A 13750-nucleotide genomic window follows, 5' to 3' on the forward strand; every position below is an offset into this window, starting at 1 on the left:
GTAAAATAAAACTGCAAAAATTACAATATATTTATTTTTAACGATAAAATTTACAACATGGCTTTCTCAAGTTTATTCAGAAAAAAGACAGTTCAGGACATTTTAAAGCAAGTGGCAAAAAATGAAACTGACGGACATAATGCGTTAGGAAAACACTTGACTGCGCGCGATTTGACCGCTTTTGGTATTGCCGCAATTGTGGGAGCTGGTATATTTAGTACTATTGGTAAAGCCAGTGCTGATGGAGGTCCTGCTGTAATTTTTCTTTTCTTGTTCACTGCCATTGCCTGTAGTTTTGCTGCTTTTGCTTATGCTGAATTTGCTTCTATGGTTCCGGTTTCCGGAAGTGCTTATACCTATTCTTATGTTGCTTTTGGAGAAATTATAGCCTGGATCATTGGTTGGGCCTTAATTATGGAGTATGCTATTGGTAATATAACGGTCGCAATTTCGTGGAGTGATTATTTTACGGGTTTGCTCGAAAGTATGGGAATTCATCTGCCTCAATGGGTTCAAATGGACTATTTAACAGCTTCGAATGGTTTTAGAGATGCTACAGCTTTGATGCAAGGAGGTAAATCTTTTGAAAATTTAAGTTCGGGTTTACAAACGTCTTATACAGCTTGGACGACTTCGCCAACTTTGGCAGGCTTACATTTTGTTGCTGATTTACCTGCTTTATTAATTATTATTTTGATTACGGCTTTGGTTTATCGTGGGATGAAAGAATCCAGAAACGCCAGTAATGTGATGGTTGTAATTAAGTTATGTATTGTTCTTTTAGTAATTGCTGTTGGTGTTTTTTATGTAGATACAGCAAATTGGCATCCGTTTGCTCCTAATGGCGCAGCTGGTGTTTTAAAAGGGGTTTCGGCAGTTTTCTTTGCCTATATAGGTTTTGATGCAATTTCTACCACAGCTGAAGAATGCAAAGATCCGCAACGGGATTTGCCAAAGGGAATGATGTGGGCCATTATTATATGTACCATTTTATATATTGCAATTGCATTAGTATTAACAGGAATGGTAAGTTATAACGAATTGAATGTGGGTGATCCTTTAGCTTTTGTATTCGACAAATTACACTTAAAATGGATGTCCGGAATTATTGCAGTAAGTGCAGTTGTTGCAATGGCAAGCGTTTTACTGGTTTTCCAAATGGGACAACCTAGAATTTGGATGAGTATGAGTCGTGACGGATTATTGCCAAAACGTTTTTCTAAAGTGCATCCAAAGTTTAAAACACCTTCTTATGCAACTGTAGTTACCGGTTTTGTGGTTGCAATTCCTGCCTTGTTCTTGAATTTGACTATGGTTACGGATTTATGCAGCATTGGAACTTTATTCGCCTTTGTTTTGGTTTGTGCCGGAGTTTTGGTTTTGCAGAATAAAACGGATATTCCTCGCGGAAAATTTAAAACGCCTTATGTAAATTCTAAATACATTATGCCTTTTTTAATTATTATTGGATTAGTTTTTTCTTTTGGTTACAACAAAAAAGCGTCAATGGATTTTTTGACTAATGAAACTCAAATTAAAAATTCGGCAGATATAATTACTTCTTTAGATAAGACTCATTTTACAAAAGTATATGATTATTTAGTTAGTGTTGATGCTAAAAACAGTACCACTGATACACCAGATTTAGAGAATATGTTGAGCCAATATCAACAAGATGATGTAGAATATGCTGCCGTAATCAAAGGATTGCCTGTTGATGATTCCATCAAGTATGAAAGTGGTTTTAGTTTATTTAAACACAAAATTCCAATGTGGATTTTCTTGATTGTTTTGTTTGGATTGACAATTTGGTCCAATAGACAAAATTTATCTCTAATTCCATTACTAGGGTTGATATGCTGTTTGTATATGATGGCGGAATTAAGTGTTTGGAACTGGATATATTTCACTATTTGGTTGCTTATTGGACTGTCTATTTACTTTGGCTTTAGCCGAAAAAACAGCAAGCTGAATTTGAAGGAAGCATAAATAGTGCACAACTCAAAATTATTTAATCACCAAGAATTTTATTTTAAATTCTTGGTGATTTTTTTGTGGTTCAACGCAAATTAAACTTTAGTGAATTGTTTTTAACTATATTTGAAATCATAAATATCAAAAATGGAAAATCTACCTAAAGGAAGTCCTAAATTAATCAATGCTTGGGCATTTTATGATTGGGCAAATTCAGTTTATTCGTTAGTAATCTCCACGGCAGTGTTTCCTATCTACTATGAGTCCGTGACGAGCGGAAATGATGGAAAGGTAATTTTTCTGGGAACTTCATTTCTCAACAGTTCTTTATTGTCCTATTCGTTGTCGTTCTCCTTTTTGATTGTTGCTTTTTTATCTCCAATTTTATCTGGAATAGCGGATTACACGGGAAACAAAAAGCGATTTATGCAGTTTTTCTGTTATTTGGGTTCACTTTCCGTGATGGCGATGTTTTTCTTTAAAGGCCAAGATACATTATGGATTGGAATTGTGTCAACTATCTTGGCAAGTATTGGTTTTTGGGGAAGTGTCGTTTTTTATAATTCGTATTTACCGGAAATTGCTTTCCCGGAGCAACACGATAGAGTGAGCGCCAAAGGATTTATGTACGGCTATTTCGGCTCGGTAATTTTGCTGGCTTTTAATTTGACAATGGTAATGAAACCTGAATTTTACGGAATCAGTGATCCTACATTACCGGCAAGAATTTCGTTTTTATCCGTCGGGATTTGGTGGATGGGTTTTGCCCAAGTCACATTTCATTTCTTGCCTGGAAATGTATTCAATAAAAAACCTAGAAAAGATTTTATATTCAAAGGATTCAAAGAATTAATGATAGTTTTAAAAAGCCTCAAGAACCAGCCTGTATTGAAACAATTTTTGAAGGCATTTTTCTTTTATAGTATTGGTGTTCAAACCATCATTTTATTTGCGGGAATTTATGGGAAAATTGAATTGGGAATTGAAACGAGTCAATTGATAATCACTATTTTAGTGGTTCAGATCGTTGCCATATTTGGAGCCTATCTATTTTCAAGAATTTCCGAAAATATAGGAAATATTAAAACTCTGAAACTTATTATTGCAATATGGGGTTTAATTTGTTTTGCCTTATATTTAATAAACAAGGATAATAAATATATTGATTTGCAATTTTATTCAATTGCGGCATCAATAGGAATGGTATTTGGCGCAATTCAATCCTTGTCACGTTCCACTTATTCCAAGTTATTGCCCGAAACTGAAGATCATGCAACTTACTTTAGTTTCTATGACGTAACCGAAAAAATTGCAATAGTTATGGGGACTTTTACTTTTGGATTTGTTGGTGCTGTTACCAATTCAATGCGAAATTCTATTTTTATTCTAGCGGTTTTCTTTTTGCTTGGCTACATTGTGCTTAGTTTTATGAAAAAAATTGAAACGGTTAAATAAGATAAGCAAATTTTTATTGTCAATAGAAAGTTACTTCTGACGTTTCATTGAGACACGAGCTATTCTATTCCAAATTGTGTCGTTCCATTTTTAAATTAACAAATGAAATTGATTTCCAAAGCCATACTTTCATAGGAAATAATCTATTTTAGGTTGGTTTTTGGCATAATGATTGTCAATATTTAATGTTAAGCGAATATTATGCACCTTACATCGGTTTTATTGAAATTTATGGTTCTGATGCCCTATATTTGTTAGATTAATGAACATATTTAATGACAAAAAGACTCAAATAACAAATGTCGCAACATAAAATACTTACTATTGACAATCTGTCACTTCAGGAATTCGATACTGAAACTGATTTAATTCCTTTATTGACTCCTGAAGATGAAGAGGAAATGAATAATGAAGAATTGCCAGATTCATTGCCTATTTTGCCTTTGCGAAATATGGTTTTATTCCCTGGAGTGGTGATTCCTATTACGGCAGGACGCGATAAATCCATAAAACTGATTAATGATGCTTATGCCGCCGGAAAAATTATTGGCGTTGTAGCTCAAAAGAATGAAGAGGTTGAAGATCCTACTAAAAATGATGTGCATAATATAGGAACTGTTGCTCGAATTTTACGAGTTTTAAAAATGCCTGACGGAAATATTACCGTTATTCTTCAAGGAAAAAAGCGTTTCCAATTGGATTCCGTAATTACGGAAAGTCCTTATCTTACTGCAAACATTAAAGATTTTCTTGAAAAAAGACCTGGAAAAGAGGATACCGAATTCTTGGCAATTCTTGATTCTATAAAAGAATTAGCCATTCAGATTATAAAGGAAAGTCCTAATATTCCTAGTGAAGCCACTTTTGCGATTAAAAACATTGAAAGCCAATCTTTCTTAATCAATTTTGTTACTTCCAATATGAATTTGTCCGTAAAGGAAAAACAGGATTTACTATCGATTTCTGCCTTAAAACAAAGAGCGCTTGAAACGCTTCGTTATATGAATGTTGAGTTTCAAAAACTTGAATTAAAAAACGATATTCAGTCTAAAGTTCGTTTTGATTTAGACCAGCAGCAACGGGAATATTTTCTTCATCAGCAAATGAAAACCATTCAGGAAGAATTGGGAGGCGTTTCGCAAGAAGAAGAAATGGACGAAATGAGCCTGAAAGCTAAGACCAAAAAATGGGACGAAAAAACGCAAAAGTATTTCGAAAAAGAATTGGCTAAAATGCGCCGAATGAATCCACAAGCACCTGATTTTGGTATTCAAAGAAATTATTTGGACTTATTTTTAGAATTGCCTTGGAACGAATATTCCAAAGATAATTTTGATTTAAAACGTGCACAAAAAATTCTGGATAGAGATCACTTTGGATTGGAAGATGTTAAGAAAAGAATGATTGAACATTTGGCAGTTTTGAAATTGCGTAATGATATGAAATCCCCAATAATTTGTTTGACAGGACCTCCAGGAGTAGGTAAAACCTCTATTGGGAAATCTGTTGCCGAAGCTTTGGGAAGAGAATACGTGAGAATATCGCTTGGCGGTTTGCGTGATGAAGCCGAAATTCGAGGTCATCGAAAAACCTATATTGGCGCAATGCCGGGACGAATTATTCAAAGTTTGAAAAAAGCAGGAACATCAAATCCTGTTTTTGTGTTGGACGAAATTGATAAATTATCAAATAGCAATCAGGGTGATCCATCATCTGCATTATTAGAAGTTTTAGACCCAGAACAAAACAACTCATTTTATGATAATTTCCTCGAAATGGGGTACGATTTATCAAAAGTGATGTTCATAGCCACTTCAAATAATATGTCCGAGATTCAACCTGCCTTGAGAGACAGGATGGAAATCATAAAAATGTCGGGTTACACTATCGAAGAAAAAGTCGAAATTGCTCGTCAGCACCTGCTTCCAAGACAATTGAAGGAGCACGGGATGACTTCTAAAGATTTAGTTGTTGGGATAAAGCAATTAGAAAAAATAGTGGAAGGCTATACTCGGGAATCTGGTGTTCGTGGTTTAGAAGCAAAAATTGCACAAGTGATTCGTAATGCGGCCAAATCAATTGCGATGGAGGAGGAGTACAACAAGAAAGTTACCACCGAAGATATTGTAAAAATCCTTGGTGTTCCTAGACTGGAAAGAGATAAATATGAAACCAATGATGTTGCAGGTGTTGTTACTGGATTGGCTTGGACAAGTGTTGGAGGTGATATTCTTTTTATTGAATCTTTAATTTCTCCGGGAAAAGGAGGGATGACCATTACTGGTAATTTAGGTACTGTAATGAAAGAATCAGCGACGATAGCTTTGGAATACATAAAAGCCAATGCAGAATTTTTAGGTTTAAATCCGGATATGTTGACAAAATACAATATTCATTTGCACGTTCCCGAAGGAGCAACCCCGAAAGATGGTCCAAGTGCGGGAATCGCAATGCTAACCTCATTAGTTTCAGTGCTTACACAAAAGAAAGTGAAAAAAGGTCTTGCGATGACAGGTGAGATTACCTTACGTGGAAAAGTATTGCCTGTGGGCGGATTAAAAGAAAAGATTTTGGCAGCTAAAAGAGCCAACATTAAAGAAATTATCTTGTGCCACGAAAATAAAAGCGATATAGACGAAATTAAACCCAAATATATTGAAGGATTGACTTTTCATTATGTGAAGGAAATGAGTGAAGTTTTGAAAATTGCCATAACCACTCAAAAGGTGAAAAACGCAAAAGTATTATAAACAAAGCTTTTAATACAATTCAATTCCATCCTGAACAGGATGGAATTTTTATTTGATTTAGAATTTGGCTTGAAACTTCATCAGAAAAACAAGAATTTTTACCATTATAATTTTATCTTCGCATTTGCGTTTTACTATACAGAATACCCATTTCAAGTATGCAAAAAAAACTTTTAATTCTCTTTTTATTTTCGGTTTGCACTGTGTCCTACAGTCAAATAGGAGGTAAGTATATTTATCAGTTTTTAAACTTGGTGACATCGCCAAGACAAGCGGCTTTAGGCGGTAAAACGATTACAATTTATGATGATGACGTCAATCAGGCCCAGTTTAATCCGGCAACAATAAATCCGGACATGGACAATCATTTGGCTTTAAATTACGGAAGTTATTTTGGTGAAGTGACATACGGAACGGCTTCTTATGCTTATACTTATGACCGTCATTTGCAAACTTTTCAGGTGGGAATAAATTATGTAAATTATGGTAAATTTGAAGGGTATGACGAAAATGGTCAGGCCACTTCTCCATTTACCGGTAGTGAAACAGCACTTTCATTTGGATATTCTTATAATGTACCTAGTACAAATCTATTTATAGGAGCGAGTGGAAAATTAATTTCTTCGACTTTAGAAAGTTATAATTCAATTGGTGGAGCGGTTGATTTAGGAGCCGTTTATATAGATGAAGCTAACGATGTCAATTGGGCTTTGGTAGTTCGAAATATTGGAACACAAATTACAACCTATAATGGTATAAACGAAAAACTTCCATTGGAAATAATGGCTGGTGTTTCGCAAGAACTAGAAAATGTGCCTATACGCTGGCATCTTACCTTGGATAATTTGCAGCAATGGAATATTTCTTTTTCTAACCCGAATCAGGCACAAAACTCATTGGATGGAAGTACAACCGAGAAGAAACCATCTGTTTTTGGTAATGTTTTACGTCATACAGTTTTTGGTGTGGAGTTGTTTCCAAAAAAATCATTCAATCTAAGATTAGGATATAATTTTAGACGAGCCGAAGAATTACAAGTGCAAGATGTTCGAAATTTTTCAGGAATTTCTGTAGGTTTTGGACTGAAATTTAACAAAATAAAATTCAATTATTCGTATTCAAGATATACCTTAGCGGGAAATACGAGTTTGTTTGGTTTGACAATTAACTTACAATAAAACTATTTTGAATAAAAGAATCACCATTGCAATTGACGGATTTTCCTCTACGGGGAAAAGTACTTTGGCTAAGGAATTAGCCAAGCATTTGGGATATGTTTATGTTGATACAGGAGCAATGTACCGTGCAGTAGCTTTGTTTGCAATGCAAAAGGGATTTATTGGTTCAGCTTTTTTTGATAAGGAATCACTAATTAAAAGTTTGCCTTCAATACAATTAACTTTTAAATTCAATCCAGATTTGGGATTTGCCGAAATGTATTTGAATGATGTTAATGTTGAAAAAGAAATACGTACAATCGAAGTTTCCAATTATGTTAGTAAAGTTGCCGAAATTTCGGAAGTGCGTTCAAAATTAGTCGAACAGCAAAAGGAAATGGGAAAAAATAGAGGGATTGTTATGGATGGAAGAGATATAGGAACTGTCGTTTTTCCAGATGCAGATTTAAAAATATTTATGACAGCCAGCCCATTAACACGAGCCCAAAGGAGATATAAGGAATTGCAAAGAAAAGGAGATAATGTGACTTTTGAAGAAGTTTTGAAGAACGTTGAAGAAAGGGATTATATTGACACCCATCGTGACGATTCTCCATTGGTTAAAGCAAAAGATGCAATTGAATTTGATAATTCAAATATTTCAAAACAAGAACAATTTGAAAAAGCATTAAAATTGGTCATGATTTAGGATTTTAGTACAATTTAGGAATAATATGAGCCTCGCAAATTGCGGGGCTTTTTTCATTCAATTAATTCTATACTTAAAAACAGATAATTAATCTGACAAATATGTAGGAAAATTATATAATTAAATTTTTATATTGTGTATTTCATCGATTTAATTTGGCACTTAAACGATAAAAGAGCTATATTTACACTATAATTAAACAAGTTCATACAAAATTAACCCTAAAGAAGTTTGCCCCACAATCTACTTTAAACTTAAACTACCTTTTATTATGAAAGCAAAATTACTTCGTATATTATTGCTAGTTGCATTAATATTCACAATGAACTCATGTTCATCTGATAGCTCAGAGAATTCTACTTCTTCTGCTTCTACACAGAAAGTAATGTCTTATACTTATAATTCTTCAGAAATAGAGACTATGGCTTTGATAAATAATTATAGAGTTAGTATTGGTTTAAATGAATTACAACAGATTAACCACATTTCATATAAATCTGAAGAACATGATAATTATATGATAACAAATAACGTTGTTAATCACTATGACTTTGTTTCAAGATCAGAAAATATTATGCAAGTACTAGGAGCAAAAAGCGTTGGCGAAAATCTTGCTTATAATTATAATTCACCTCAATCTGCTGTTGATGCTTGGCTAAAAAGCCCTGCACACAAAGCAAATATAGAAGGTAACTTTACTCACTTTGGAATTTCAATTAGAGTTAATGCTGATGGCAAAAAATACTACACAAATATCTTTGCAAAAATATAAATAAAGTTTGGTTTTAATTTAAAAGCTGCCTTATATAGGCAGTTTTTTTTTTGAAATATATTCCGCGTAATAAGCTTAATGCTTAATAACTTCCAGAATAGTATTCAATGATTTAACAATTATTATTTATATCTTCTTGGCTCAAAACTACCTTGAGTTTCTACTTTAAAAAATCCTTACAAATTGAAAATTAGATTTAAAATATTAAATCAAAACACTTACTTTTCTTTAAATTGTTTATAAATGTTAATTATGCGATTGCATATTAGGCTTTAATTCAAATATGTTATCTGTGTTTTTTATATACTTTATGACGCCGTAGTATCTAGAAAGTTGGTAAAAAATATTGATTAAATATCCCGTAAGTTGTTATTAATATTTGGTTGATTAAATAGAATTTATAATGAAAATATCGCACGCTATTATACTCATTTCTATAAAAGTAAATTCAGAATATAAAATGGAGCAACAATTATTTTTACTAAAATAGTTCATATACATAAATAACACCTAAACAAATTCCTAAATAGCTCCTAAAAGGTTCTAACTTATAGTTATTATAGTTTATATCGTTTAGAAATTATTCAACTAAAAAACCCTCGAAAGTTTAGCTTTCGAGGGTTTATAATTAAAATCAATCTTAATTTATAGACCAGTAATAATAAATTCGCTACGTCTGTTAAGTTGATGTTGTTCTTCAGTACATTTTACATCGTCTGTACATTGGTTTACTAATTGTGTTTCACCATATCCTTTACCGGTTAATCTGCTAGGATCCACACCATTTTTCACCAACCAGTTTATGGTCGATTTGGCTCTATTATCAGACAAAACTTCATTGTATTTAAACGAAGCACGGCTGTCTGTGTGAGAGCGAATGTCGAGTTTCATAGTTGGATTTTGATTCAATACATCCAATATTTTTTCTAAATCCAATGCGGCTTCAGTTCTTATGTTGTATTTATCCAAATCGAAATAAATCATTTTAATACCAAAACATTTTCCTAAATCATCACCCACGGCCACTTTGCAGGCTTCTTTTTCCAAAGCAATCGGTAAATTAGTTCTGCCATTGTTTTCAATTGCAATGGTTACTTTCTGCTCTTTGGTTGTATAATCCATTTTAGCCGCTCTCACATTATAGGTTTTCCCGCATTCCACGGCAAAAGTATAATTTCCGGAAGGATCAGAAACTGCGGTATTTACTAAGTTGTATTCATTGTCAAACAAGCTCATTTTAGCATCAGGCAATATCTGGGTTGTGGTCAAATCGGTCACAGTTCCATATAATTCCTGTTCACATTTTAGTCTTCTGATTTCAATAAATTTATAAATATCATCGAAACCTTGTCCACCACCTCTGTTTGAAGTTACAAAACCTCTTCTTGATTTTGAATCAATCAAATAAGCAAAATCATCCTTAGGCGAATTGGCTCCATCACCTAGATTTTGAATTTCACCAAAGGTTCCATCTGCATTAATTTTGGAAACAAAAATATCTAAACCACCTAGACCTGGATGACCATTTGACGCAAAATAAAGTTCGTTTTCATCAGAAATGAAAGGAAAAGTTTCCTTACCTTCAGTATTGATATTACCTCCAAGATTTTCTGGAGTACCATAACTGCCATCATCATTTATTTTTACCTTGAATAAATCAGACTGTCCTTTTGTACCAGGCATATCCGATGCAAAATATAATGTTTTCTCATCTGGACTAAGTGCTGGATGAGCAGTGCTGTATTGATCACTATCAAAAGGTAATTCAGATATTTTGGTCCACTCGTTATTTTCAAAAGAGGCTTTGTATATTTTTATTAAAGTAATTTCATTTCCATCTTTCCCTTTTTTTCCATCAAGATAGTTATTACGAGTAAAATACATAGTATTACCATCTTTAGTAAATATAGCGCTAGATTCGTGGAATTTTGATTTTACTTCTTTGGAGAATTTATTTACTTTTCCAGGAACCATTTCTTCGCCTAAATCTGCAACATAGAGATTGGTGAAGTGTTGGTTATTCCATTCGTGTTTTCTTTGCATGAAGCTACCTGTGTCTCTAGCAGAAGTAAAAACCAGTTTACCTGAATAGAAAGCACTACCATAATCGGAATATTTACTGTTAATTCCAGCATCTTCTACCTTGTATCTTCCTGAATTTACTTTAATTCTATCGAGATAATTTTTGTTTTTTTCGTAAAGAGTAGCTCTTTTGTCATTTCCCGCTTTCTGATTGAATTTATCCAACATCTCGTTTGCCTTATCCATTTGTCCAACGGCTTTCAGAGATTGGGCATATCGGAAGAAATATTCAGATTGTTGATCTGGAGCTATAGCAAACAATTCATCATACCATTTGGCCGCCTTATCTAACTCGCCATTGAAGTAATACGAATTACCAAGTTTTTGGAACATATCTTCTGATTTGTATCCTTTCTCCGCCACCCTTTCATAGGTTTTAATGGCGTCGATGTAGGCAAAGCTGTTGTATTTTTTGTCAGCAGCAGCAAGTTGCGCTTTTTGGGCATAACTGTTAAATGAAAAAACACTTATTATCGTTATGTAAAGGAGTATAAAATTTTTCATAATAATTGTTTTTAGAAGAATCTAGGAGTTGTTATTTTTTGGATGTTGTTGAATAATTCATAACGCAGGAATATCTCATGCGAACCGGAATTATAGTTGTCTAAATTAGTGGTTTCTTTGTCGTATCCATAACCAATGTATAAGCCATCAGTGATTTGAAAACCTACCATCGCACTCATAGATGCGGACCATCTGTATGCAAGTCCAACCATAAATTTGTCATAGAACATAAAATTTCCTGAAACATCCACCTGTAGCGGTGCACCTTCCACGACTTTGGTAAGCAGAGCGGGTTTGAATTTCACTGTATTACTCAAGTCAAATACGTATCCTGCAATAAGGTAATAACTTATTTTTTCTTTGAAAATGGCTACTTCATTGTCGTCATAGCGATTGGTTTCGATAAAGTTTGGTACTGAAAAACCTAAATAGGCTTTATCGGAATGCAAATAAATACCGGCTCCAATGTTAGGAGAGAATTTACTATAATTTTGCAAACTTGGATCAGGATCAACATTAGTTAATTTGGTTGCATCCAAATCAAATAAATTAGCAGTAGCCTTAACCCCAAAGGATAATTTCCAGGTTTCTGATGTTTGGATAGTATATGATAAATCAGCTGAGATTGCATTTTCAGTTGTAGGTCCAATTTTATCATTGATTAGCGACACACCTAAACCTAGATTAGAATTGTTCAATGGTGTGTTAATAGAAACGGTATTGGTAACGGGTGCTCCGTCTAAACCAACCCATTGTGTACGATGCAGGGCAAACATACTCAAGGCTCCTCTCGATCCGGCATATGCAGGATTGACATTGATTGTGTTGTACATGTATTGTGTAAATTGTGCATCTTGTTGAGCATAACTTAACACTCCAGTAAACATCAAAGCGAATAATAGTATTCTTGTCTTCATTTAGTTTGTTGTTTAAACCCGGGAATTTTATTTCCCGGGAGTTAGATTTGAGTTAAATTTATCTTGAAAGGTATATAAACCCGTCTTTTCTATTCATTTGAATATTTCCATTATCAACAGATTCATAATTCACTATGTAAAAATAGGTTCCTGTTGGTAAACCATCAGATTTACTTACAGTTGTTCTTCCTCTTGAATAACCATCGAAATAATTAGATGTGTTGCTATATTTACTAGTTTCAAAAACTAAGATTCCCCATCTATTGTATATTTCAACAGAAACTCCAGAAGGATAACAAGTGCTTGAATCAACTCCTTCAATAATTAAAATATCATTTTTACCATCTCCATTTGGAGTTAAGGCTTTGTGTACTTCAATAGCATCACAAACTACCCCTGCTACTTCACAATATTTTGGATCTACGTTCATATTTATTTTTATACTTAAAGGACAAACTCCATTAGTAACTTTATATTCGTAAACATAGTCACCAGGACTCATATCAAGAGGTGATAGTATGCTGCCTTGCAAATGTCCTGAATTATTTACATCTATCCAAATTCCATTTGAAGAAGTTCCAGCAGGCAACAAAGTATTTAAGTCAACAGTGTCTGTACTTGTATTACAAGCTTCGCCAAGTACTGGTGGACCGCTTTCTGGTACAGTCACATTTACATTTTGATTTACGATAATGCTGTTTCCATTACCATCATTGAATGTCCAATGAATAACGAAAGTACCTTGAGTGTTGTAAGTTAAAGGATCAGAAGTTGTTCCAGTAATAGTTCCAACACAAGCATCTGTTGTTGTCGGTGCAACTGCAGTAGCAGTACATTGTCCAGTTACATCAGCCAATTCAGGAATTGCAGGAGCTACAGTATCATCAACGATTACATTTTGCATAGCAGTAATAATTTGACCATTACCATCATCAAAAGTCCAAGTAATTACGTGAGTTCCTTGAGTATTGTAAGTCAACGGATCAGTTGTAGTTCCAGTGATTACATTTTGGTTACAATCATCAATTACCGTTGGAGTTGGAGCAGTAGCAGTACATTGTCCAGTTACATCAGCCAATTCAGGAGTAGCAGGAGCTACAGTATCATCAACGATTACATTTTGATTCACGTTGATACTGTTTCCATTACCATCATTGAATGCCCAATGAATAACGAAAGTACCTTGAGAGTTGTAAGTTAAAGGATCAGAAGTTGTTCCAGTAATAGTTCCAACACAAGCATCCGTTGTTGTCGGTGCAACAGCAGTGGCAGTACATTGTCCGGTTACATTGGCCAATTCAGGAGTAGCAGGAGCTACAGTATCGTCCACAATTACATTTTGTGTAGCTGTTTCCACATTTCCATTACCATCGTCAAAAGTCCAAGTAATAACGTGAGTTCCTTGAGTGTTATAGGTTAAATCATCAGAA

9 protein-coding genes are annotated in these 13750 nt (G+C 33.9%); 6 read left to right on the top strand and 3 right to left on the bottom strand.

What is annotated here, in order from left to right; all coding sequences use genetic code 11:
• Positions 1-57: 57 nt before the first annotated feature.
• The 6 genes from ACH2BV_RS08730 to ACH2BV_RS08755 all read left to right on the top strand — a co-directional run bounded on the left by ACH2BV_RS08730 (position 58) and on the right by ACH2BV_RS08755 (position 8817).
• A complete protein-coding gene (locus tag ACH2BV_RS08730; RefSeq protein ID WP_395050341.1) occupies positions 58-1989 on the top strand; it encodes an amino acid permease in 1932 nt (643 codons plus the stop codon).
• Positions 1990-2121: 132 nt separating this feature from the next.
• Complete coding sequence (locus tag ACH2BV_RS08735; protein ID WP_395050342.1) at positions 2122-3429, top strand: MFS transporter; 1308 nt, start codon at positions 2122-2124, stop codon at positions 3427-3429.
• Positions 3430-3728: 299 nt separating this feature from the next.
• Positions 3729-6179 carry an endopeptidase La gene (gene lon, locus ACH2BV_RS08740; RefSeq protein WP_395050343.1) on the top strand — a complete coding sequence of 817 codons (2451 nt, stop codon included), beginning with the start codon at positions 3729-3731 and terminating at the stop codon, positions 6177-6179.
• Between the two features lie 158 nt (positions 6180-6337).
• Entirely contained in the window at positions 6338-7357 is a 1020-nt protein-coding gene (gene porQ / locus ACH2BV_RS08745; protein WP_395050344.1) for a type IX secretion system protein PorQ, read from the top strand.
• Positions 7358-7364: 7 nt separating this feature from the next.
• Positions 7365-8045 carry a (d)CMP kinase gene (gene cmk / locus ACH2BV_RS08750; RefSeq protein ID WP_395050345.1) on the top strand — a complete coding sequence of 227 codons (681 nt, stop codon included), beginning with the start codon at positions 7365-7367 and terminating at the stop codon, positions 8043-8045.
• A gap of 271 nt (positions 8046-8316) precedes the next feature.
• Positions 8317-8817 (top strand): CAP domain-containing protein, encoded by a 501-nt coding sequence (locus ACH2BV_RS08755; RefSeq protein ID WP_395050346.1) that lies wholly within the window; start codon positions 8317-8319, stop codon positions 8815-8817.
• Between the two features lie 645 nt (positions 8818-9462).
• Here ACH2BV_RS08755 and ACH2BV_RS08760 read toward each other — a convergent pair.
• From ACH2BV_RS08760 to ACH2BV_RS08770, 3 genes are all read right to left on the bottom strand, one after another.
• Positions 9463-11403, bottom strand: a complete 1941-nt coding sequence (locus ACH2BV_RS08760; protein ID WP_395050347.1) for an OmpA family protein — start codon at positions 11401-11403, stop codon at positions 9463-9465.
• An 11-nt stretch (positions 11404-11414) separates the two neighbouring features.
• Positions 11415-12320, bottom strand: a complete 906-nt coding sequence (locus tag ACH2BV_RS08765) for a type IX secretion system membrane protein PorP/SprF (protein WP_395050348.1) — start codon at positions 12318-12320, stop codon at positions 11415-11417.
• A 58-nt stretch (positions 12321-12378) separates the two neighbouring features.
• On the bottom strand, positions 12379-13750 hold a 1372-nt coding region (locus ACH2BV_RS08770; protein WP_395050349.1), incomplete at its 5' end, for a gliding motility-associated C-terminal domain-containing protein.

This window comes from Flavobacterium sp. (assembly GCF_043780635.1).
GTDB lineage: Bacteria > Bacteroidota > Bacteroidia > Flavobacteriales > Flavobacteriaceae > Flavobacterium.